Annotated in this window: 17 protein-coding genes and 5 pseudogenes; 14 read left to right on the top strand and 8 right to left on the bottom strand. The window is 33.3% G+C overall.

Annotated elements, in window-relative coordinates; all coding sequences use genetic code 11:
- Positions 1-214: 214 nt before the first annotated feature.
- Complete coding sequence (locus AC3IPI_RS12140; RefSeq protein WP_489159180.1) at positions 215-2,050, top strand: glycerophosphodiester phosphodiesterase family protein; 1,836 nt, start codon at positions 215-217, stop codon at positions 2,048-2,050.
- Positions 2,051-2,061: 11 nt separating this feature from the next.
- Positions 2,062-3,180 carry a T9SS type A sorting domain-containing protein gene (locus tag AC3IPI_RS12145; protein ID WP_489159181.1) on the top strand — a complete coding sequence of 373 codons (1,119 nt, stop codon included), beginning with the start codon at positions 2,062-2,064 and terminating at the stop codon, positions 3,178-3,180.
- Between the two features lie 5 nt (positions 3,181-3,185).
- On the opposite strand, the pseudogene AC3IPI_RS12150 reads toward AC3IPI_RS12145, so the two are convergent.
- Both AC3IPI_RS12150 and AC3IPI_RS12155 read right to left on the bottom strand, forming a co-directional pair.
- Positions 3,186-3,275: pseudogene (locus tag AC3IPI_RS12150) on the bottom strand (JAB domain-containing protein); the annotation flags it as partial.
- 612 nt (positions 3,276-3,887) lie between these two features.
- The gene (locus AC3IPI_RS12155; RefSeq protein WP_489159182.1) at positions 3,888-4,874 is read right to left on the bottom strand and encodes a zinc-dependent alcohol dehydrogenase family protein; all 987 of its coding nucleotides are present in this window, start codon (positions 4,872-4,874) and stop codon (positions 3,888-3,890) included.
- Between the two features lie 959 nt (positions 4,875-5,833).
- Here AC3IPI_RS12155 and AC3IPI_RS12160 point away from each other — a divergent pair.
- From AC3IPI_RS12160 to AC3IPI_RS12185, 6 genes and pseudogenes are all read left to right on the top strand, one after another.
- A pseudogene (locus tag AC3IPI_RS12160) lies at positions 5,834-6,706 on the top strand (ATP-binding cassette domain-containing protein).
- Positions 6,699-7,265: a hypothetical protein gene (locus AC3IPI_RS12165; protein ID WP_489159183.1), complete on the top strand. Its 567-nt coding sequence runs from the start codon at positions 6,699-6,701 to the stop codon at positions 7,263-7,265. The pseudogene AC3IPI_RS12160 and the gene AC3IPI_RS12165 overlap by 8 nt, the downstream one beginning before the upstream one ends.
- Positions 7,246-8,025, top strand: a complete 780-nt coding sequence (locus tag AC3IPI_RS12170; RefSeq protein WP_489159184.1) for a beta-barrel domain-containing protein — start codon at positions 7,246-7,248, stop codon at positions 8,023-8,025. Before AC3IPI_RS12165 ends, AC3IPI_RS12170 begins: the two co-directional genes overlap by 20 nt.
- A gap of 263 nt (positions 8,026-8,288) precedes the next feature.
- The gene (locus tag AC3IPI_RS12175) at positions 8,289-8,459 is read left to right on the top strand and encodes a hypothetical protein (protein WP_489159185.1); all 171 of its coding nucleotides are present in this window, start codon (positions 8,289-8,291) and stop codon (positions 8,457-8,459) included.
- 296 nt (positions 8,460-8,755) lie between these two features.
- Positions 8,756-9,031 (top strand): MauE/DoxX family redox-associated membrane protein, encoded by a 276-nt coding sequence (locus tag AC3IPI_RS12180; RefSeq protein ID WP_489159186.1) that lies wholly within the window; start codon positions 8,756-8,758, stop codon positions 9,029-9,031.
- A 9-nt stretch (positions 9,032-9,040) separates the two neighbouring features.
- A pseudogene (locus tag AC3IPI_RS12185) lies at positions 9,041-9,352 on the top strand (transposase); the annotation flags it as partial.
- A 103-nt stretch (positions 9,353-9,455) separates the two neighbouring features.
- Here the strand turns inward: AC3IPI_RS12185 and AC3IPI_RS12190 are convergent.
- The gene (locus AC3IPI_RS12190) at positions 9,456-11,216 is read right to left on the bottom strand and encodes a M12 family metallopeptidase (RefSeq protein WP_489159187.1); all 1,761 of its coding nucleotides are present in this window, start codon (positions 11,214-11,216) and stop codon (positions 9,456-9,458) included.
- A gap of 724 nt (positions 11,217-11,940) precedes the next feature.
- On the opposite strand from AC3IPI_RS12190, the pseudogene AC3IPI_RS12195 reads away from it, so the two are divergent.
- Positions 11,941-12,237, top strand: a pseudogene (locus AC3IPI_RS12195) (IS3 family transposase); the annotation flags it as partial.
- A gap of 24 nt (positions 12,238-12,261) precedes the next feature.
- Positions 12,262-13,104: a hypothetical protein gene (locus AC3IPI_RS12200; protein ID WP_489159188.1), complete on the top strand. Its 843-nt coding sequence runs from the start codon at positions 12,262-12,264 to the stop codon at positions 13,102-13,104.
- Positions 13,105-13,237: 133 nt separating this feature from the next.
- Here the strand turns inward: AC3IPI_RS12200 and AC3IPI_RS12205 are convergent, their stop codons facing one another.
- Positions 13,238-13,579: an IS110 family transposase gene (locus AC3IPI_RS12205; RefSeq protein ID WP_489159189.1), complete on the bottom strand. Its 342-nt coding sequence runs from the start codon at positions 13,577-13,579 to the stop codon at positions 13,238-13,240.
- An 820-nt stretch (positions 13,580-14,399) separates the two neighbouring features.
- Positions 14,400-14,593, bottom strand: a pseudogene (locus AC3IPI_RS12210) (IS256 family transposase); the annotation flags it as partial.
- 202 nt (positions 14,594-14,795) lie between these two features.
- Here AC3IPI_RS12210 and AC3IPI_RS12215 point away from each other — a divergent pair.
- Together AC3IPI_RS12215 and AC3IPI_RS12220 are read left to right on the top strand one after the other, a co-directional pair.
- Positions 14,796-18,560, top strand: coding sequence for an MBG domain-containing protein (locus tag AC3IPI_RS12215; RefSeq protein ID WP_489159190.1), 3,765 nt, complete (start codon positions 14,796-14,798; stop codon positions 18,558-18,560).
- A 232-nt stretch (positions 18,561-18,792) separates the two neighbouring features.
- Complete coding sequence (locus AC3IPI_RS12220; RefSeq protein WP_489159191.1) at positions 18,793-19,662, top strand: outer membrane beta-barrel protein; 870 nt, start codon at positions 18,793-18,795, stop codon at positions 19,660-19,662.
- Positions 19,663-20,775: 1,113 nt separating this feature from the next.
- Here the strand turns inward: AC3IPI_RS12220 and AC3IPI_RS12225 are convergent.
- The 3 genes from AC3IPI_RS12225 to AC3IPI_RS12235 all read right to left on the bottom strand — a co-directional run bounded on the left by AC3IPI_RS12225 (position 20,776) and on the right by AC3IPI_RS12235 (position 22,296).
- Positions 20,776-21,063, bottom strand: a complete 288-nt coding sequence (locus AC3IPI_RS12225) for a PcfJ domain-containing protein (protein ID WP_489159192.1) — start codon at positions 21,061-21,063, stop codon at positions 20,776-20,778.
- A complete protein-coding gene (locus tag AC3IPI_RS12230) occupies positions 21,039-21,269 on the bottom strand; it encodes a PcfJ domain-containing protein (protein ID WP_489159193.1) in 231 nt (76 codons plus the stop codon). The genes AC3IPI_RS12225 and AC3IPI_RS12230 overlap by 25 nt, the downstream gene beginning before the upstream one ends.
- Positions 21,270-22,041: 772 nt before the next feature.
- Complete coding sequence (locus AC3IPI_RS12235; RefSeq protein ID WP_489159232.1) at positions 22,042-22,296, bottom strand: Cas9 inhibitor AcrIIA9 family protein; 255 nt, start codon at positions 22,294-22,296, stop codon at positions 22,042-22,044.
- Between the two features lie 533 nt (positions 22,297-22,829).
- Here AC3IPI_RS12235 and AC3IPI_RS12240 point away from each other — a divergent pair.
- Together AC3IPI_RS12240 and AC3IPI_RS12245 are read left to right on the top strand one after the other, a co-directional pair.
- Entirely contained in the window at positions 22,830-23,249 is a 420-nt protein-coding gene (locus AC3IPI_RS12240; RefSeq protein ID WP_489159194.1) for a DM13 domain-containing protein, read from the top strand.
- Positions 23,246-24,145, top strand: coding sequence for a hypothetical protein (locus AC3IPI_RS12245; RefSeq protein WP_489159195.1), 900 nt, complete (start codon positions 23,246-23,248; stop codon positions 24,143-24,145). Before AC3IPI_RS12240 ends, AC3IPI_RS12245 begins: the two co-directional genes overlap by 4 nt.
- Positions 24,146-24,528: the final 383 nt, after the last annotated feature.

Below are 24,528 nucleotides of genomic sequence, written 5' to 3' on the forward strand. Positions count from 1 at the left end.
TTTAACGAAAATAATTATATAAATAAAATAATTAGCTGTTTAAGCTTTTCAGATTTGTTTTATAATATTTAGATAAAAAGAAAATATTTAGGCACATAATTACTTATTATTAAAACTTAAGGGGAATATTTTTTAATTAACAATAAATTTCTTTCTGTATAAATGCAATAAGTAAGTTTTTGTGTGTATTTTGTAAATTATAAATATAATTGCTATGAAAATAATAAAACATAAATACAAAGGGACTTGCGGGTACTTTGTTTATAGAATAAAACGGAATAGTATTCTACTGTTATTCTTATTCTTATTGGTATTTACCTATAGTGGCTATGCAGCTGATAATAATCAAACGTACTCATCACCAAATCCTAAAATTAATACCAGTTATCTACTTAAAGACATGGTATATTTAGACATTACCAAAGTATTTTCATTAGAAAGTATAAAAAAGACTTTCGGGATAAAAGGTAGTTTTAGTTATGAGAACGGTATTACATCGGGCGGTAAAATAGAAGTTGCGGTATATGCATATAACCCGGGTGCTATTAGTGGAAAAGGGTATTTTTTATATAATATATTTATAGATCAAACCTCAGTTATATATACAAAAAAGACAACTCTTGATACAAATATATCAGCAAATTCAGATGATATAAAGCGATATCTAGCAAATTCAAAACTATATAGAGAGGATGGTTGTGGTCTTTGGTCATATAAAGACGTTGCACCAGGTTTTTTGAGAAGTCTCCTCGCCTTTTTTGGTTATAGTCATGGTTCATTATGGCATAGAGAGAGAGATAACTGTGCACAAAAATTAGCTTCAAACATACCTGTCATTGTAGAGGTTAAATATTCTGGAGTAGGAACAAAAAGTTTTTCGGAAGCTAGTATTCCTGGTATAGGTGTGGTAGATATTCAAAGTAATGTTGTAGTGCTTAAGCATCCTCCTACTAATTTAGCTACATTCTGCCAAGGAAGAACTGATGAGTTTTGTAACGTTTACAGAAAAATATTTACTCCTAATACTACTGCAAAGGAAGATATTTTTGTAGCTTGTCATAGAGGTAAATGGGGGCAACCATTAAGTGCAGGGGAGCCTGAGAATACTTTAGCTGCTGTAATTGCCGCAGAAGGATTGTCTGGATATAATACAAAATTATTAGAAATGGATCTTACCAAAACGGCAGATGGACATTTAGTTTTTTTACACGACTATGTAATGAGTCGTCTGAGTTCCTATGTAGGTAATAAAAAGTCGTTTGAGATGTCTTTAGAAGAGATGCAACGTTATAAAATTCGACTTAGGGATCTGTCGATATCCTCAAGAACAGTAAGTACATTTGAAGACGTGTTACAAAATGTAAAAGAAAATGGACATTTTTTAATGTTAGATATTAAAGAGGAACAAACAAAAGGGCAAAATGCTTTTCCTGATTGTACGGATGACTTGTGTGTGTCTGAGAAAAATAAAAGAGATGTAAGTTGGGAAAATATTACCAGATTAGCGATAAATGGTGCAATTAATAAAGAGGCAGAACAGCATTTAATTGTTAAAACATATTATTCAGCACAAGATGTTAGAACGAGTATTGGTGTAACAATGGCGAAAGAAATTTTTTGGACACCAATGATTGTATCTAATGCCCCACAATGGAAAACCAGTGGTAGAACAGATATACAAAAAATGTGTGCGTTTATAGATGATTGGCAGTCAAAATTCTCTAATAATATAGCATGTTTTGAAACAGATTTTTTTAATGAAGATGATGCTATGCTTCAATCTTTTGTACGTAATGGTATTACTTATCAAAATTTACCACATTACATATTTGCTAAAACAGGAAGACGTAGTGGAATTTTTTCAGAAGATCCTGCCGGTAGCCGAGGAACTGTAAACCGTTGGGGAAGTTGGAAAATAAATGGAAAAACAACTGATAGGAGAGGCGATTTCTTCTGGCTTACGACAATACCCTATTCCAAATTATTTTTAATTACCACCGACAGACCAGATGTTTGGAATCAAGTAAAAACGGTTTTACAGAACCATTAATAAAATTTTATATGAAAAAACATGTTATTTTTCTTAAATCAGTTTGGCAACAAAGAGGATTATTTGTGCTAATAACATTATCTATTACTTCATTTTGTAACGCACAATTTGTAACTACCGAAAATAATGGCTATTGGCCGTATAATATTGATGCAATGACTAGTCAGTCAACTTGTTCATCATCACGAGGGACTGCTGGAGGAGTAGTACCCGATTATGAATGGTTATTTAGTTCAATATCAGGTAATATCACGCGTCCAAAGACAAATGGTTCTGACGGGTTATCAATCGATTTTACTACAGCTCAAGATCTAACCGCACAAAAAGGGTTGTTAACAATTAAGGTTAGTAATGTACCTAAACTAAAACTGATATCTAAAGATAAAACCTTAATTTTAAGGAGATATTTTGATGCCAATAATTTTATTGATTATACTATATTGGATCAATTGTTTTATGCTAATGCTACACTCTCATATCCATATTTTAGAATATCATTAAAATTAACAAAAAATTTTATTTGGATATCAGTAGGACGACAGGCTGTTAGTTCAAGTTCTCCTATTGTTCCAGAGCCCCACTTTGTATTTCATACCCCTCTGTTTTTTGGTATGAATTTTAATAATGATGATATTATGGACAAATTACTTTCCTATGATTCTTCAGTTAGCTTGTATTTTGAAAACGCACATAGTGAAAGTACTCTGACAAATATTAATGCCAGATTATATGGTTTTAGTACTTCAAAACTTATTACTAACATTACAGATTGTTATATTAATAATAAATGTCCTGCAGCTTCTTCAACTGCTAAAACTATAGAGGAAAAGCCTGTTCAAGCTTTAACTTCGATAAAAGCAGGTAATAGTTTCACTAGTTTTAAAGCATATCCTAATCCGGTAAAAGGTTTACTGAACATTGAAATTCCTGAGATTAAATCAAATACAGTTAAAATTAAGATAATTGATTTGAGTGGGCGTGAAGTTTTAATAAAGGAGGAGAAAATGGAACAACAAAAAGTTCAGAATATGTCAATTGATTTAAGTGTATTACAGTCAGGGATTTATATTCTTAATGTCTTTGATGACAATAATAATATGATTTGGAAACAAAAGATTATAAAAAATTAGCAATTTATTTGAGATCTTTGAGATCTTTTTACTTTTGTTTTGTAGATGAGTTCAATTTCAGATACTGTCTGCCAGTTTTGATTTAAAGTTTCCATAATTTCTATATCTTAAATTAGTTATGGAACATACACCGGGAATCGCCTAGCAAGTACAAAAAAGCAACCTAATAAAGCAGGATTTTTTCCTGCATTTAGGGGGTTTTTGCAAGTGCCCGCAAGTGATTCCCGAATTTTGTGATGAAATTAAATAAGATAGAAATTAAATAAGATATTAATAGCGTAAGGAATCATTTGATGTAGGCATCTTAAAAAAAACTAATTCTATCAGTTGGGAAGTTTTTAATCTCTAAATATGTGTTACTATTGGGAATAAGAGATATTTATCATCAGTATATTAATTAGACCGCTTTACATCACATAATATGAAGATTAAAGTTCCGATGAGATAAGAATGAATCAGAAAAGCGATAAAGATTAGCTATATAGTATCAAAAAAATAAAGGAAGAGGATGGAAACCTTATTTTTATAAAACTATGCGATCAATTTATGAATAATACGAAATTATGCCAAAAGTTTTTAGTTTTTAAAACCAGCATATTAACCAAAATAATAATATTAGCTATAATTGAAATCATAACCAAAAGTGCAAATAGAAATAGCAATAATCTAAAAAAACAATATTGTCTAAATGCACTATCGGTGCGATATTAAATAATATCTATTACAATTTTCCCCATAGAGGAGCCGTCACTTACTGCTTTGTGTGCTTCTATAGCATTATCTAATGTGAATTTTCTAGGATCTAAAATTGGTTTTAATTTTCCCTCTTCAATTAGTTTTGTAGCTTGTTTTAGGATATTTCCATGGTGTTTTCTTCCTTCTCCGCTTAACATTGGGTGTAAAACAAATACACCTTGTAGGTTAGAAGATCGAAGTGATCCTATGGCTAGATTATGTGTGCCAAAAGCGGCACAACTACTTATATGGCCATAATGACGAATTGCTTGAAATGAATTGTCTAAAGATTGACCTCCTACGGTATCATAAATAATATCAAAGCCTTTTCCATTAGTGTGTTGGTTAACGTATTCTTCTATTTCAATAGATTTATAATCTATTGGTGTTGCACCTAAGGATATGGCAATAGCTGTTTTTTTTGAAGAAACGGTTGTGTATACATCGGCTCCAAAAAATTTAGCAAGCTGAATTGCTATATGGCCAACTCCTCCAGCGCCTCCATGAACTAGAACTTTGTCTCCTTTTTTTATGATTACTCTATCTGCCAAGCCTTCCCAAGCTGTAAGTAGAACCAGGGGAATAGCTGCAGCTTCTCTCATGGTGAGGTTTGTTGGTTTTTTTGCCAATAAATCTGCATCTACGGCAGTGTATTCGGCTAATGTTCCTTGAAGCCCTAAAACGCCTCCCGCAAGTCCGTAAACTTCATCCCCAACTATAAAATCGGTTACATCAGCCCCAATTTCTTCTATAACACCTGCTAAATCTGTTCCTAAAATGGCTGGTAAGATTGGTGTTGCATATGGCGCTTTACCGGTTCTAATTTTGTTATCAATTGGATTTACTCCGCTTGCATGTATTTTGACTAAAACTTCTCCTTTTTTGGGAATAGGTTTTTCAACTTGTGTGCTTATAAAATCTGATTCGTAAGTATTTATATAAAGTGCTTTCATTGTCATTGTATGTTTTTTTTATAATGATTACTCGTGGTTCATTTAGTTAATATTGATTTTTAGATTATTGATATTTCTATTTGCACTTTTGGTTATGATTTGGATTATAGTTAATGTTTTTATACTTACTAATTTGGAATTAATATTTAAGCAATATAAAATAAAAGACATTTTATATTTATTCATTATACCAAAAATATATAATACTAAAATATGCATTAATCATAATAAGTCATAAAAAAACAAGAATCTATTTTTTAAATCCTCCTAAATATAAAATTCTAATAGATGTCTAAACTAAGTAATTATTAATACAACTAAAACTTGTTTTTTGAGTTGCCTTTTGATAAATGTAATGTCTCATCTATGGGTTTCACTCATAAAATCCCAAAACAAGGGTTACTAACTTAATTTGCTATAAAATTGTGCATTTTGATCGTTGTGTGGTAACTACAATTTTTATTCTCTTTTAGGTAATGCACTCCGGGTTAACTTAGTCGGGTTGTTATATTCTTTATATGTACAATTGGTGAGTTTCTGTCGTAGCTTGTTTGGTTATCAAAGAGGGATTTTTCCATACGCCATTGCTGGCTCTCGAAATGCCACATATCAGACCGCCCTAAAGCTCCTACTGTAACATAAAAACTTGTCAGATTTGTTGCGGCTGATCCGGGCTACGGCTTCTTCAAAAAGGTTCGTTTGTGTGATGATAAAATCTGTTTCATATCCGCTAAAAGAATGTTCAATGAGCCCGGAAATGGGAAGAATTGCAAGTCCAGCTTTTTAAAATTGATCAAAAAACACTTCGGATAACCAATGCTCAGAATCTTGGAGCGCAATTTATCAATCAATTAACCAATTTAGTAATTACTTTTTATTGCGCCAAAGCTGTAATTAAAGGTGATATAACATTTGGAGTAATGATTTCGACCCAATTTATAATAGTAATGTTAAATGGTCCCATTATGCAATTTATCTCTTTTGTACAATCGGCCCAATATGCTAAAATAAGTTTTTTAAGACTTAACGAAATACATGAATTAGAAGAGGAAGAAGAAAATGAGGTAAATAATAGTATAAAATTGCCGGAAGATAAAAGCTTGTTTTTGCGTAATGTTAGTTTTCAATACAGCCGTAATGGAGATTATATTTTAAGTAATATTTCACTAATGATTCCAGAGGGAAAAGTAACAGCAATTGTTGGAGATAGCGGAAGCGGTAAAACTACACTGTTGAAACTTATTTTAAGATTATATAAGCCGACTCATGGGGAATTATCTGTGGGGAATTTGAATATTCAGAACATCAATTTAAAGCAATGGAGGGAAAGTTGTGGTGCAGTAATGCAGGATGGTAAAATTTTTAGTGATACAATATAAAATAACATTGTTCTTGATGACGAAAAAATTGATTACGAAAGACTAAAAAAAGCAGTCACTGCTGCGAATATTGCGGCTGAAATAGAAGCAATGCCAAAAGGATATCAAACCATGATGGGAGAAAACGGTAGAGGATTGAGCGGAGGGCAAAAACAACGCGTATTAATTGCCAGAGCTTTATACAAAGATCCTGATTATTTGTTTTTTGATGAAGCTACAAATTCTTTAGACGTTATAAATGAGCAAAAAATTGTAATGGCACTGGAAGATATTTTTAAAAATAAAACAGTAATAGTTGTAGCTCATAGATTGAGTACTATTCGTAAAGTGGATCGAATTATAGTACTTAAAAATGGATTCATTACCGAAATTGGAAATCAAGATTTGCTTATGACAAGAGAAAACGGACATTATTATCAATTAGTAAAAACACAAATAGGAGATACGGTAAATGGCTAATAAAGGATTCCATAAAACGCTTAACGAAAATAGAACTGAAGAGGTTGCTTCAATAATTGAAAGAATGCCTACTAAGTTTGGCACAACGATTAGTGCGGTAGTGATTGGTTTGGTTTTGTTATTACTTTTATTCGGTTGGTTTATCAAGTATCCTGAAGTACTAACGGGACAACTGATTTTAAACACAAGACAATCTCCTGTAAAATTAATTGCATCAACATCGGGAAATATTATTGTTTTGCAAAACAAATCAGGAGCTGAAGTAAAAAAAGGAGAATATATTGCCTATATTAAAAATGAGACCAAAATAAAAGATCTTCAGTTATTGGACATTATGCTACATAAAATTGATATACATAAAGTCAACTATAAGCAGCATCGTTATGTATTTCCAGAGAACTTAACATTAGGAGAAATCAATAATAAATATTTTAATTATTTAAATGCCTTATACCAATATCTGGATTATAATGTTCAGCAACCTTACGAAGTACAAAGGCAAATTAATGAGAAATTATTAAAATTACAGACCGAAAAGTTTGATCAGTTACAAAAATGATTATCAAAATCAAAAAATTAAATATAAAGCCTCTCAGAGCCTTTTCAAAAGAGATTCAACCCTGTATGTCAAAGATGTAACTTCCAGAGCAGATATTGAACATTCCATTATAGCCAAGGCGAACAGCGGACTTGAATACAATGCTGTTGACAAAGAAATCAGCAGTACTAGTTATCAAATAAACGAAGTTCATAACAAGGCTCAGGTAATTGCCATTGAAAAAACGGCAAAAGAAAGAGAGTTAATGATAAACCTCTTTAATAGTTATTATGATTTACTCGATGTGATAAAAAAATGGGAACGCACCTATGTTTTTGTTTCTCCTGTAAATGGCAATATTGATTTTTTGAACTTTATAAAAGACAATGATTATATACAGTCTGGTCAGGAACTTTTTAAAATTGTACCAAAAAATAATCAGATTATTGGCCAGGTAAATTTACCTGAGAGTGGCTCTGGAAAAGTTCAAATTGGACAGAATGTGATTATAAAGCTCCATAATTACCCTTATAATGAATACGGCTCTATAAAGGGAAAAGTAAAACGAGTATCACTTTCGACCAATCAACAGACACTTTCTGATAATCAGAATAAAGTTAATTCTTATCTGGTAGATGTACAATTGCCATTTGGGCTACAAACCAATTACGGAGTCGAATTAGACTTCCATGCAGAGGCTAAAGGAACAGCAGAAATTATCACAGAGGAACGGAGACTAATTGAACGTTTTTTTGATAATTTGAGGTATAAGCTGGAGTAATTTTGCTTATTGCTTGGTTAGTGTATCACAATTGTATAAGTTGATAAATGGCATGATATGGTATTGTATGGGTTTAACTCTAGGATTTCTTTTAGTGTGGTTTGTTATTGAAGCTCTTATGAGAGGGTTGCTTATATTACTGAAATGAAGATGATAATTTTTCTCCTTAGAAATAGATATTAGATTTTCTTATTGAACCTTGAACAAAATTGTCTTTAGTAAAAGCATGGAAATCAAATAGGAGCTCACATTACAAAGTGGAAATGCAAACAAAAAGTAGTGAAAAAGTTAAGCTAGGTTTTTGTAATTATTATATAAACAATAGGGTTACAAGCGAATTAGGAGTGGTTTCAGCAATGGTAATTCCGCTGAACGTCTATTTTGTGACATTTCAATGTGAAATTGTTGCCGAAGATTTGTCTAAACCTGTATAAAAGTATAATGTTTTGTTTCAGTACGCAAATGCATTTTGAGGGGTTTTAAATTTGCAATTTGGTTATCTGTTTCTCCAATTATATAATAAGTCAATATTTTTCTGCCTTTGCTTTTTGGAAGATGCTAAAATGGATTGTTTTTTATAACAATCCTCTAATATTATTGTTCTAATTTGGCCCATTTAAAATGCTTGCAAAGTGATGGTTGTCGATAATTAAGTTGCTGAATATCAGTCTATTTCATTTGCCGGAGTATGATTTTAATTATGGCTCACTAAAAGATAAAAAGGAAAAATATGAAAATATACGTATTTTTTAAAAACATTGTAGTTGATATAATTTGTCTGCTTTTTGTTTTGCTTTTTGTATATGCCGCGACCAGCAAATTATTAGATTTTGAAAATTTTAAAATACAATTAGGTCAATCCCCATTATTGAGCACTGTAGCCAATTGGATTTCAATAACTGTACGTGTTTTAGAAATTATTATAACTGCTTCATTACTTCTAAGACATGTTAGGTTATTCGGTCTATACGCTTGCTATCTGCTCATGATAATGTTTACATCCTAGATTTATATTAGAGAATATTTGGCGATTACCCAACAATTAGATTTATTCGAAACTGCAAATATTAGATTAGTAACATCGATGTGCACAAACCAAAAAGGATATAAAAAACAAACTTATATTTTTAAAAAAATCAAGAAAAAGAATTGAAACATTATTTTCTCAGTTGGGTTAACAATTTATGATCAGACGTAATTATGCTAAAACATTTCTAGGTTTTAAAACTAGAGTTTTGGCCAAAATAACAGCACTAACTCTAGTTCAGTTCATCAATAATTTTATCTTTGATGGAAAATAAATAACATTAAAATTCAAATAATCTAATTTCACTCAATAGGTTAAGTAAAATAATTTTCAGATTTAATCCAATATTTTTTTCTTATAAAGAGTAAGATTCCTTTTTTTTTTCACCTATAAAGTATTTTTCTTATTTCATTATGTCAATATATAATTTGTCATAACTTACGTAAGCATTTAATTGAGCATTTGCAACTTGGCCATCAATACCATCTGAATCTACTGTTCCATATATGTAACCATTCGTTAAATCTATTAAGGAACATGAATAGTGGGAAGTTGCTCTGTAAGGTTTTACTTTGGATTTTTCCCACTCAAAATCAATATCATCACTTGAGGATCCATCATTTAAATCAACTTGTTGCACTATTGAACCATTATAAAAAAAGTTTTTGCTTCGTCCATCATAGGTAAATTGAACATTTATTCCTTTAGACAAAACAATAGAACGATCTGGAGCATCTTTCAATCTAATTTTAAATTTGTTTAATGTAGGGTAATTAACATTTCTAAATGTTAGGGTAGTAGATTGCTCTGGATTAAAAGTATGATTTCGTTCATCTGTATTAATTTTAGAACTCCATTTTTTCAAACTTATGTAAGTAGTATAGTTATCTATTTTTATTGCTTCTACAATTGCATTTCTAGCTCCTCCATTAATTCCATCATTATCTATAACTTGATAACAAGTCATGTCATCATTAGTATAGTCTTTTATTAATATCACTGTAGATTTATCATTTGTAGAATATGTTATGTTTTTTTTATCATTGTTCCATGAAAAATTTATATCATCCGAGGAGCCACCATCATTAAGATCCAATTGTTGCACTTCAGCATTCCGATATGTGAATTTATTTTTCGATTTATCATAAATGAGCTTTATTTCATCCCCTTTATTTAAAGAAATAGTATGTGGATCACTTACCTTAGACAAACGTATCTTTAGATTTATTACATTATAGTCTGTATTTTTAAGAATAATTTTTCTAGTGTAATGATATTCTACCCAATTCACATCTTTGCTGCTTAAGCCGGTAATTGGCCTGTCAACTAACTGTCCATTTATTTTCGTATATAAGGGGAACTTATTAGTTATCAAATCATCCCTCAACTGAAGGTTATTTCTTGGAAAAGATCCGTACATCATTATCGAATTAAAATCAAAATCATAAGGATCATTTAAATTGCTTTTTTCCTTTTTAAGATTATCAACTATTAAATTATAGATATTATCAGAATATTTTTCTTTTATATGGTTAAATGTTTTTGATGGCAAAGTAATAAAATCATCTCTATTTGTCCTTTGATGTTCATGTATCATACCAACAACATGTCCTAATTCATGAAGAATACTTTGAAGGTCACATGTTTCACTAAGATTTACAATAGAGTTATCATCGTTCCCACTAAAACCAGGATAAGCACTACATCCACTATTTACTTTTTTAAAATATATATTTTCTTTCCCAGTAGTTTCTGTAAATGATATAAGAGTTTTAATTCCCCATTGAGCTGTTGCTTCGCGTATTAATTGCTTTTGTGAAGCCGATATATTTGGATCAATTTTAAATGTCAAATTTGTCATTGGCCAAAGCAGAATACTTATATCTTCACTGAGATCCCAAGCATTAACACTACTGCTTTTTAATTTGACAGTACCTAAATTGTTTAACTCCTTCACATCGTTTTCATACAAAATTAAATCTTCATTAAGTAAATAATTTCCGTCAGCATCTTTAAGAACTGACATTTTATTTCCTCTATATTCAATATTTACATTGCTTTTTTCATTTTTACTTGATTGAGAAACTTCATTACTTTCAAGATCTTTTTCGTTACAGGAAATCATAGTGATAAATGAGGCAAATACAATAATTTTTGTTTTCATAATAAATTAAGTTTAAAATTGCTATAAATTGGAATGTATATAGGCAGAATAAGCAGTAGTGTTTTTTATTATTTTATACACAGTTTTTTTCTTTTCTGGAATTATGAACGGAAGCTTTTTTTATAATTTATTTCTATTTTGTTTACTTTAATAACTAATTGTTTTCAAGGATAACTCCTTTGGTAAATAAACAAAAGGTTAAAAAGATTGCAATAATTAATAAGCCTTATTAATAGGAGAATCCAACATATAAATAGCTAAAAATTAATATTAAATTTATAAAGAATAACTTATAAATAAAATACGATTAAAAAAATCTACTATTGCATTTAATGCATGAAAATTCTATAATTATTTTAAGAAATTTTGTAAGTCACCTGTAAAACCAAATGCGCAGATTGATTGTATGTATGAGAGTTTTTTAACACAGCACATCATTCTAAAAGAATTTGAAAAGGATTTTTCATTAAAAACTTTGCAGATTTTAAGTTGTCTGATTAGAGAGATAGATGTATCACCTTTAATTTAACATCATAAAAAATGGTCACTTATGTATAATTTCGTTACTTATAACATAATAGACCCTTATTGTATAATGATTTTTTTCTGAACAAAAAATCGTTGAATTACAAGAATCTAATAAAAAAATAGGGAGGTTAAAAGATTTAATTTTGGTAATTGAGAGATAGTGGAAGAAAAGTTATTGTACAAAAAAAAAACAAATAATACAAATTTGATATTACACTCAGACCAAGGCTGGCAGTATCAAATGAAGCAATACCAATTATTGCTTAAAAAGAAGGGGATTAAACTAAGTATGTCCAGGAAAGGAAACTGTTTAGATAATGCAGTGGTAGAGAATTTCTTTGGAATAATAAAATCAAAACTATTTTATATCATGAAATTCGAGGACATAAAACATTTAAAGCAGTATATAGAATATTATAACAATGAAAGGATAAAACTTAATCTAAAAGGAATGAGCCCGATACAATATCGAGCTCATTATTATCAAATTTAATTATAAATTCGTCCAAACTTTTGGGTGCACTCTAATTCAAATGAAGTTTGCAATTATATTCTTTCGAATCAGTATTATAATTTTGCTGGAAAGACGCCTCCTTCTACAGTTTCAGCTCAACTTGGAGATTTTATAAGAAATGGTGATACAAGAGTTAAGAGAATTAAACAAACCACAGGAATATATTTATACTATTTAGCTAAAGATGAGGAGAGTATGGGGCTTGATCTTATGTATGATGAATCTGAAATGGAATCAGCAACAAGCTTAAAAACAGGAAGAAAGAAATCTTACGAAGAACGAGATTTACATAAACTTTTGAGTAGTTACCTTAAAAACACAGATACATATTCGAAAACTATATTTCATGAGCAATCAAATGGAAAAGATAGTAACCAAATTTGGACACATCCTGACATGGTTGGAATAAAATTTCTTAATCTTCAGACAAAAGCCAGTCAGAGTTTCTTAAAATCAATAAATCGTTTAGATACTTTCAAAATGAGTTCATATGAGCTAAAGAGAGAAATCAACAGTGATAGTGAACTAAAAAAGGCGTTTTTTCAAGCAGTTTCAAACTCAAGTTGGGCAAACTATGACTATCTAGCTGGATTTGAATTTAGTGATAGTTTGTATGAAGAAATGGGACGACTAAATCAATCATTTGGAATCGGAATAATTGAACTCAACGCTAATCCTTATCAGAGCAAAGTAATTTTTCCTGCAACATATCGTGAATTAGATTTTAAAACAATTGATAAGCTTTGTAAAATGAATGATAAGTTTAATAAGTTTATTGAGCAGACAGAAAAGTTAATGACAGCAAGTGAAAAATATATTTCTGGCGCAGAAAAAGAACTTATCTAGTTCAGTGATGACTATTTTAAAAATGACACTGACATAGAAAATTATTGCCGAGAAAAATATATACCAACAATTGAAGTTTAAAACCTAGTTTTGTCTATTGGTTTTTCGGATAGTCCCAATGAAGCATGTAATATTATAAGTAAAAAAAGATGTCTCTGGCATCAGTTTTGTCATTTTTTCCTCTTGAAATTCCTTTTGATTTTTTTATTTCAATAGCAGGAACAATCCATAAATCTAGAAAGCGTTTTACTAAAATACTTGATAGATGATTAGTGTAAATACCTGTGTTTTCACAACAAAAAAGAGTGTGTTTTTTATCAACTTTTCTACCAAGTTTTTTAATGAAAATAGAAATACTTTTAATATTGTTTTCTATGATAAAATGTTCTGATTTAAGAGTTAAAGCATCAAGAATATTAATATCCAACTTAGCTTTTGATACATCAATACCGACATAAAATAAATACTTTTTCATAACTTTGAATTTAAATAAACAAAAATGTTGAACTTCTTTAGAGCCTTTATTAGACCGTATGTCTATCATTCTATTTGAAGCAATTCAACGGGATTCAAGGAGAAGGCAGAGGACTAATGCACAGCATAGTTCTTAACTACGAAAGTCTAAAGTTCACCTCTGCTTTCCTTTTGAATAAAGTTAAAGTTTTTTATCTAATCCAAAGTAAAGGCGAATGTCTCCTGACTTCGCTCAGGATGACAGACGAAAAAATTACTGCATAAAAAAAAGCTCCAGATTTCTCTGAAGCTTTTTGTCTTAGTAGCCCTAAGGGGACAATTTTTGATCCATTTTATTGATGACTTAAAAAAATATACCCACAGGGTAAATGTCCAATTTAAACGTGATTAATTTAATTTGTACTAAAAAAAAGTAAGAGTATGGGGCGTATATTTCCCTCTGTTTTTGAATAGTTCTTAGTTACTTACCATTTTCAACAGTATACTAGGATATTTACATTAATATAATGTCAAAGCGAAATGCATAAATATTTGAAAAACTTAATATAATAGATTTATTGTGGTATGAACTGCAAGTAAAATTTATGGTTGAATAGTAAAATAAGGTAGGTATTTCATAGCGCAACATGATTTTTTAGTAGCATATAGTAGCAATATTTTTTAGTTCAAAATTCTTTAAACTAAAATAATATAAATAACAATAAAAATTTGTCAGAGAAAAAACTACAAGGATTGAAAAACAGGATAATAAGTCTTTTTTTAGGTCCTGTCCTATAAAATGTGTAATTTAAAAAGTCAAGGCTTCGGCTAATAATCGAAACTTTTTTAAATGTACAGGTAAATTGGTTTAAAAATTCCCCAATTTTGAATAGGCATCGTCCATTTTTTATTTGCTATCCTTAAAGCCAAAGATGCGGATTTCAACATGACACCATCACTAGGAATGGCATTTTTTTTTGGTGTATTTTCTTCTTTTTATATTTAGGTTTTCAATTAAATTCGCAGTATAAGTGATATTGAAAACTTATTTTCAGTCTTAATACTTAACCATTAAATAAAAACATCAGTACAATTTTTAATACAAGAAATGTTATATCTTTTTGTTTATATGTCCTTTTAGGATGTTTTTTTAGCTAAATGTCTCCTTTCTTGGCATAACTTTTTTGTGTGTAATACTTTCGAGTATTGGCCTTATAATTGATTAAACAAAATTAACAATGAAAAAAAAAATATTTTTTGTCTTATTGCTTGGTTTTTATAGCGGTATGGCGTTTTCCCAAACTGTACATTATGTAAAAGTGGGAGGTACAGGAGATGGCTCTACCTGGAACAAAGCCGCTGCCGACCTGCAAGTCATGATCAATACCGCTGTAGCGGGTGATGAGATATGGGTGGCTGCGGGAACTTATATACCTCGATATGTGGTAAACAATGTTACGGGGCCCGCAACCCCGTCCAACCGTGACAATGCTTTTTTATTAAAAACAGACGTAAAACTTTATGGTGGCTTCGCTGGTACCGAAACAGCCTTAATTCAACGTGACCTAAGCCTCACAGCAAACAAAACCATATTGAGCGGTGATTTTAATAGTGATGACATAGTAACCGGCAGTGGTGCTACCCTTTCTTTTGCAGGCAACACCGAAAACGCTTATCATGTGGTTTTGGGTTATGGAAATTTAGGAACCGCTCTGCTCGATGGTTTTACCGTGCAGGGCGGGAATGCTAATACTGCTACTTCTCTTGCCTTTATGGAAGTTAATTTTGCTCGTTCTTCGGGTGGTGGAATGAGTATTGGCTATTCCTCTCTCTCCATCAGCAACTGTAATTTTATGTGGAATAATAGTTCCGGATATGGTGGTGGAATCGATGCAATTGATTCTGATCTTTTTGCAACCAACTGTAATTTTATTAATAATAAAAGCTTTAATGGTGGGGGAATATCTACATTTGGCAATCATTCTTCTGTTGGTCTGATTTTTATCAATTGCAATTTTAATGGAAATAGCGCACGTTTAGGGGGAGGAGTAAGTTTAGAGAGTACTACAGGAGTTATTAGTACGAGTCTCTTTAGGGAGAATTTTGCCGATAGAGACGGCGGCGGAATTTGTAATACTTATAATGCAAACACTAGTCTGACTAATTGTCTGATAACAAAAAACAGTGCTGGTGATGATGGCGGTGGTATTTACAATAGTGCTACATCTAATATTACGCTTACCAACAGTACCGTATCAACCAATGAGGCCCAGGAAACGACCGGAAAAGAAATAAGCCATCAAGACGGTGAAATTACCCTGAACAACAGTATTGTTTATCCCAACCGCAGCACGTTTTCGGGGGCTATCATCCGTAAGAACAGTCTGGTAAATGGGTTTAGTGCTGCAAATACCAATTTAAATGATGACACCAATATTAACAATATAGACGGTGCTACCAATCCCTTGTTTGTTGATGCCGCTACTGGTGATTTTACCTTGCAAAGCAGCAGCCTTGTATTAAATAAAGGAGACAATAGCCTATTTACAGCTTTAGGTGCCCAAACGCTGGATCTTGCCGGCAAGGCCCGTTTATTTGGCCCTGTTATAGATTTAGGCCCTTATGAAAATCAGGACTTAATGAGGCAAATCATTAAAGCAGGAGAATTTACAAAAAACTATGGCGATGCGCCATTTGATCCTGGTGCTACGGCAAGTTCTGGTTTGCCTGTAAGTTATGTCTCGGAAGACAACACCATTGCTCAAGCCTTTCAGGATACAGCAGACGACAATAAATGGAAACTGAGAATACTCAAAGCGGGAGCAGTAACGATTACCGCTTCGCAGACAGGAAATGATCTGTACGGTGTTGCCGAAAATGTAACTTTCCAGCTAACGATAAATCCAAAAGAAGTAGTGGTAACTGCAGATACCAAAACCAAAATCTACGGCGATACCGATCCTATACTAACCTATACTGTAACCCCGGCTTTATTGGGAACGGATAAATTCAGTGGTTCGCTAAGCAGAGAGGCAGGTGAAAATGCAGGTACTTATACCATTAATCAGGGTACATTGGATAACAGTAACTATGCCATTACCTACGTAAATATGGATCTGATTATTACTCCCAAAGCAGTAACGGTAACGGCAGATACCAAGAACAAAGTCTACGGCGATAAAGATCCTTTGCTTACCTATACCGTAGCTCCGGCTTTGGTGGGAACGGACAAATTCAGTGGAGCTTTAAGTAGAGAGGCAGGAGAAAATGCTGGTACTTATACCATTAATCAGGGTACACTGGCATTAGGCAGTAATTATGCCCTTGCTTATGCAGGGGTAGCCGGTAACTTTACCATTACTCCCAAAGCGGTAACGGTAACGGCAGATACCAAGAACAAAGTCTACGGCGATACAGATCCTTTGCTTACCTATACCGTAGCTCCGGCTTTGCTGGGAACGGATAAACTCAGCGGTGGCTTAAGTAGAGAAACTGGAGAAAATGCAGGTATTTATGCCATCAATCAAGGGACACTAGTATTAGGTAATAATTACTCTATAATTTACGCAGGCAGTAATTTTACCATTACTCCCAAAGCGGTAACGGTAACTGCAGATACCAAAACCAAAATCTACGGCGATACCGATCCTCTACTGACCTATACCGTAACCCCTGCATTATTAGGAACTGACACCTTTAGTGGAGCGCTAACGAGAAACTTAGGCGAAAATGCAGGTGCTTATGCCATCAACCGGGGCACATTTGATAACAGTAACTATGCCATTACCTACGTAAATACGGATCTGACTATTACTCCCAAAGCGGTAACGGTAACGGCTGATGCCAAGAGCAAAGTCTATGGAGATACCGATCCTCTACTGACCTATACCGTAACCCCGGCTTTATTAGGAACCGACACCTTTAATGGTACGCTAACGAGAAACTTAGGCGAAAATGCAGGTGCTTATGCCATCAACCAGGGCACATTGGATAACAGTAACTATGCCATTACCTACGTAAATACGGATCTGACTATTACTCCCAAAGCAGTAACGGTAACGGCAGATGCCAAGAGCAAAACTTATGGCGATGCCGATCCTGTACTTACTTATATGGTAATGCCTGCCTTATTGGGAGCAGACAAATTTAATGGTACTTTAAGCAGGGATACAGGGGAAAACGCAGGCATTTATGCCATCAAGCAAGGGACACTCGCCAATAATAATTACAGTATCAGCGTTTATTGGGGGGCTAATTTGACCATTAACAAAGCTGGCCAAAATATCAACTGGAACCAAACACTGGTAAATGGTTGTGGAGACAGCACACAAATACTCCTTACCGCTACTGCCAGCAGTGGTTTGCCGATAACTTATGTTTCGTCAAATACGGATATTGCCACGATAAACGGCAGCGAGTTGAGCGTAATCAAAAACGGAATGACCGTCATTACTGCCTCACAGGAAGGAAATAGTAATTATCTTGCTGCTGCGACTGTAGAAAATAGGCTGATTTCCTCACTTTCATCCTCGATGATCGTGAAACGCTGGAACGACGTATTGGTGTTTGATAACAGCAGTAATGAATATGTGTCATGGAAATGGTACAAAAATGGAGCCCTGATATTGGGTGCCACGGACCAATACTATAATGAAAACGGTGGGCTTGAAGGTGATTATTATGTAGAGGTTAAAACCAAATCGAATCTGACCATGCGTACTTGTCCACTAACCGTTGTACCTAAAGATGCCTTTATACCCCTGATGGTTTACCCTAATCCGGTTGGTCAGGGCCAAGCAATAAAGGTCAAAACCGGCTATACTGCCCAGGTCCTGAAAGACGCCAGCATAACAGTAACAAACCTTCTGGGACAGCAGTTGCATATACAGCACGACATCAGCCCTGAAACGATGGTGACAATGCCATCGGCAACAGGTATATTTATCTTACAGCTTAATTTGTCTAATGGTGCTCACCATTCGATAAATGTACTGGTGAAGTAATTAGATCCTCCGTAAGCCATTTCAAAGTAATAAAATTGGTCACACAGCAAGGAAATGTATTGGCGAAGTAGATGAAAAAGAACAACATAGATTTTCTCAATAACAAAAAAATCGGTGTTAAATGCCTGCCAGAAAACATTTGACAGGTTTTGTGGGCTCTTAGATAAAGTTAAAACATAAAATAATCCGATTCTTATTTCGAGAGGGCTGGGTTGAGGATAAATAAAAAAACATGAGAAAAAGATATTTAAAAACAATGGGGATTTGCTTCTTTTTAGCACTTGCTTTTCAGACACAGGCCCAGCAACAGAAATCAGAAATCAGTGCTGTACTTGGCGGGGGATTTTCCGGCCTGCAATACCGCGTTAAAGATGAACAAAGCAAGTTACAGCCAGGTTTTCTAGCTGGATTTGAGTACACGCGTTTTTTTGATGACCATTGGAGCATCCTTTCGGGAATCGAATTTGGTGCTTCCCGAACCAAAATTAGTCTTAGTTCCAATACTGTTTTTTATGAAAACATGGTCGATGACAGCGGTAATGCCTTCGAATTCAGGGCAAATGCAAAAGACTATTCAGAAGAACAAAAAATGTATACGCTAAGTATTCCGCTGCAAGGACAGTACCAAACTGGAGGTACCCTGCGGGGTATTGGGTTTTATGCCCGTGGTGGTTTTCTTTTTTGCATTCCGTTGAGTGCCACTTATCAGGCACAGGCTGCGGAATTAACCACCACAGGCTATTACCCTGATGTAAATGCGGAGATCAGCAATCTGCCACAGCATGGTTTTGGCACCCTGGAGAACTGGAGTGCTAATGGTGAGAACAAGTTTTCTTTGTCGGTATCCCTGACTGCTGAAGCTGGTGCCACGTTCCGCCTGTCTCCAAAACACCGGCTATTTGCAGGGGGGTATGTCAATTACGGCCTGAACAATAGTAACAAATCCCAGGGAAGCGCAGGATCTATAATTACATATAACCCAACGGGAATTCTCCAAAGCCAAACCAATAGCATTCTAAACTTGGCCGCTGTGGGTAATGTACATCTAATGGCTTATGGGCTTAAGCTTCGAATGGGATTTGACGGATTTGATTTTTTCTGATAAAAACAAAAAACATAACCTGAAAAAGATAAAAAAAAGAGATTACCTAATAGATCAGATGTGTTGGTGATAATTATTGATAGTGTATCAATGATGTGGTTTTATTCTTTGAAACTAAAAGAATTGATAATCAGTATTTATTAAAAAAAAACTTTAAAGGGATGAGTATTGTGTTCATCCCTTTTATTTTTAAGGTTTAAAATACTTTAAAAATGAATAAATTTGAAGTCAGTGTAGCAAAATGTGGTTTGAATGAAAGGTCTGTCGTTTATGTGAAGGAAAACTCATTAAAGATGGTTTTACTCCTTCAGGGAAGACTAGATTTAAGTGTTTAAATTACAAGAAAACAAAAGTGGAATACTACAGTATTAATGCTTATAAATTAAGTACAAACGAAAAGATTATTGAGTTTGTAAAACGCAGTGATGTTGGCTGTTATCTCCATAAGTTATCGTGACGTTGAAGAAATAATGACAATATGTGGAGTGCTTGTGTAGCATACTTCGTTTTAGCGTTGGTTTTATAAGTTTACACCCGTCATTGCGTCAGAAATGAAGTACAGAAAAAACAAAGTAGGGATGAGTTGGGGATTGTGTGAGATCTGTATCATAGTAAAAGGTATTTGACGTTATTTATATAGGGCTGTAGATAACTTAGGCAATGATTTTTGATTTTTGACAATTAATTGGACATGCAGCTAAAACTCATTCTCTGATAGCAGGATGGATAATTGGTTCCAGGACCGTTGCTAATAATGGGGCGGCCAGCGGATCTAGTTGTATAGCCGAAATCATATGTTTGGAAATGATAGATAAAGGAGTAATAACGACGCCTTTTTTGAAATTTGGTGATATAGTAGCAATAGAAATGCACGATAGAGATGGTAAATCTATATTTGGAAAAATTAATCAAAAAATCACAAAATATACGCCTGTTCATTAAGTTTTTACTAAAATATAAATCTTAGGTTATGTCTATTAGATGATAAAGTTTAACTCTGGTACTTCAGAGAAAGTTTTGATCTATTGTAATGTGTACAGTAATGGCAAGCTGAAAGACCGAAATTTCTTCAGTTTTCAGCTTTTAGGATTTTATAGCTTTATTTTTATTCATTCATGAACGAATTTGGTAAAGATTTTTTTTCATTAGATTTAAAATAATTTTATGATGCTTTGATTTACTATTTTTCATACCTCGACATTGAGCTATTTTCATTTTAGAAAGTGATTCCTCTATAGATTCAATAGGTTTATTATCTATTTGAGCAGAAAAAAAACAGAGAATCTTTTTTTTTAAATACTCATTGCTAAAGATGCAGTGATGTAATGTATCTCCCTCTTCCATAAAATCCTGTACATTCTCCAAAACTGTAATAGTCAAGTTTTCATTTGTAAAGTACAATCCAAAGAAATCTTTTTATTTTTCAGGTATACTTTTTGTGCTTTTAGGGTTTCAGCGCGCATTTTCAAAAGGTATTTTTTTCTTTGTAATTCTCTTTTTTTAGCGAGAAGTTTATCATGCGATGCGTTTAGATTTTCAGGACAGGCAAAAGCTGGGCAGTTGAGGTCTTTTTTTGACCATTGAAGCAGTGTAATATAATCCTCCAAACACTGTAATCTGTAATAATATAAATTTTTTTAAGCAAATTTTTACGGCTTGCCAATTACGGATAATCTCCTGATGTGGTGATTGTAGGTGATAGGCAAGTTTGTTTGGCTTTTAAAATCGTCTCCACAATGGAATTTTTTAAAAGAGCAGTAAAAAGAATCTGCGGAGTGATATCGTAAACGCTTGTTTTAAATCCGTTTCTTTTTAGGATAGGGAGTATTTTTATATGAGGATACAACTTGTACGGATTGATTCGGTATTTCTAGGAGTTCTGAAAATCCTTTGGGCTGATTTCAAGAGCGGAATAGTATTGCCACGCATCATAAGCAGGTGAAAAAACATTAGTGCTAAGGGACATGGTATGGACTTCGCCTTTTGGGTTTATCCAATGTTGCATGACTTCTTTGTTAGAATACGTCGGAGTATAATTCTTTTTCATGAGTTTATGTGAACAAATGATGCGTACGATTTGATGTCCTTGACATACGTCTAAAACGACAAAGTATTCCATTTCTCTGAAATGTACCTGATTGCATCCCTGTATTTTGAGTTTCCCATGTCAGGTGGTACATTTTACAAATTTATCACAGGACTTAGGCTGCGTTTCGGGGTTCCAAGAATGGGCACATTCCAAACAGTGAAATTTTCCACGGGAGAGCACGCCTCATTTAAGGAAAATGCTTTTTTCTGCCCAAGCGTGCACCTGCTCGTTAATCGGTTTGAGCGTGCTGCTGAGGTCAGCTATCTGTTTTTCTATAATGGTCTTGGGTATCATAGGTCAAATAGTGTTAAGGTGGTCTGTACCGATTTCGGAGTATTTATTACCTCTGCTTTCTGCTCTATTTTTTGCGGAACATCGGGCACGGGAGTAAATAAATCAGCCTTCACAGGCCGATTTACGACGGCTCTACAGTTCATGGGAACAGGTGTTGCAATACTATCATAGGTATAGTATTTGATAGCCATATCAAAGATTTCCTGATTGTCAAAGGCACATAATCCTGTTTTTTTGACTTCGCCAAAAATGTAGTTGAAACAGCTTTCAAGGTTCTTTCACCCGTTGCCATACAATATAGGACAGAATATTGAAGAAACCCTTTGGAGTTGTTTTTGTTAACCAAGTCGGTCTAGAACTGATTGTTATCACAGCAAATACGATATTTTTGCCCTTCCTGAGTACTTAGTCTGTTGGAAGACCATTTTCCCTGGCAACTATTTCGAGTTCTATCTTTTCTTCTTCTTCTTCTTCTTCTTCTTCTTCTTCTTCTTCTTCTTCGAGCTGGTGTAATTTTTCCATACGACTTGATTTATTTTTGCGTAGCAATATTATTTTACCGCAGTTGACTAGTTTTTTTAATTAAAAACACAAGTTTTAATGTTCAGTATAACAGGTGGTTATGACTGTTTTTTATTGCTTAAGCATATCGAAAACGGTCTACAACTTTGGGGTGAATTACTAAATGTTTGGGGTACTATTATTGTGTCAATTAAATTGGCGTAAATGTAAAGTAGCGGACAAAACAATTTTTCTTTGATTCATACATTTGAAAAAAAAATGTATGAAAAATTATTTATTCTTAATTCCAATTTTATTTTGTTTCACATCTTGTGAAATAGAAAATGATTTGTCCCAAAAAAATCCGGACAAAACCGAGTTGTCTAAAGGTGATTTGATTGCTAATGGTCTCTTTGAACCTCAAGGAGGCATCACTGTAAGTGGTAGGGTTAACATCTATAAGGTCAATGGAGAAAAAAAGCTTGAGTTATCGAACTTTTCAATTTCGAATGGGCCCGATCTTAAAGTTTATTTGTCTACCTCAGACTCGCCAAATGAATATATAAATTTAGGAGCGCTTGACTCTGTTAGGACTTATATCATTCCTGAGGGAGTAGACCTGAGTACTTACAAGTATGTTTTGATTCACTGTCAGCAGTATAACCATCTTTTCGCTATTGCTAAATTAAATTCTATCTTATGAAAAAGTATCAGTTCTTGTTTTGTTTTAGTTTTTTAAATGTATTGGCGTATGCACAGGGCTGTAGTGATGCCGGAATTTGCTCAGTTGGGAATAATTTTGCAATTGAGACAAAAGAATTCAAAAGTATGGTCGAAGTTGGTACTATATTTGGAAAAGGTGAGGCTGATCTAAGTTACATTTCACCTTATTTACTTTATAAACGTAATCTTACCAATCAGTTTTCACTTAGTGGAAGAGTAACCTATTCACAGGCTACAGGAGGTTTTGGTACCAGAGGTCAATTCGGAGATGCTTATCTAGTTGGTAATTATGTGTTTAAGAGTAAACATAGCAGTCAGTGGAGCAGTACCCTTGGGATTAAATTTCCTTTTTCGAGTTCTAATTTAAAAATTAATAATACTCCTTTACCGATGGATTATCAGGCAAGTTTAGGAACTTATGACCTTATTGTTGGAGTGGATTATCAGTATAACAACTGGGGCTTTAATGCCTCATTTCAATTACCGGTAATTAATAATAATAAGAATTCATATTTTGATGAGTATTCGTCTTCAGACGACTTTGTATCGACCAATTTATTTGAAAGAAAAGCAGATGCTTTATTCAGGATTTTTTACACGGTAAAAGAGCTTAGCAAGAAATTAACCTTTAAGCCTAACGTGCTATTTATTTATCATTTGGGAGAAGACAGCTACGAAACAATTTTCGGAGAAAGGAATAAAATTAATGGATCAGAAGGACTGACAATCAATGGAAACTTGATAGGATCTTACGTTATTAATACTAAAAATAGTATTGAATTATCGTTTGCCACTCCATTTTTAGTTAGAGAAGTCAGACCCGATGGATTAACCCGCTCGTTTACAGCAGGAGTTATTTATAAATATGCTTTCTAGTTTTTAATATTTATTTTTAGTTTAATGGCTGAGACTATAAGATTCACTCTGGATGAATCAATACAGAGATATTTATCTTATTGGAATATGAAGGAGTATATTGGTTTAAAACAACTCAAAGGGGTGCTGTCGCATCTGGGAATAACTTTTATCTTTAGGATTGTAAAGCGATCAAAAAAGGAACACTGGAGGGCATTGTGATCCAAAACACATACTTCTTCAGGGGAGTATATTTCAAATTAAGATTTACACTTAATTACCGTGATGTTGAGGAAATAATGAAAATTAGAGGAGTGCTTGTGGGGCATGCTACGATTCAGTCTTGGGTTTATAAGTTTACCCCTTTGCTGGAGTCAGAGAGGAAGAAGAGAAAAGGTAGAGTG

The organism is Flavobacterium sp. GL_143, from assembly GCF_057834355.1.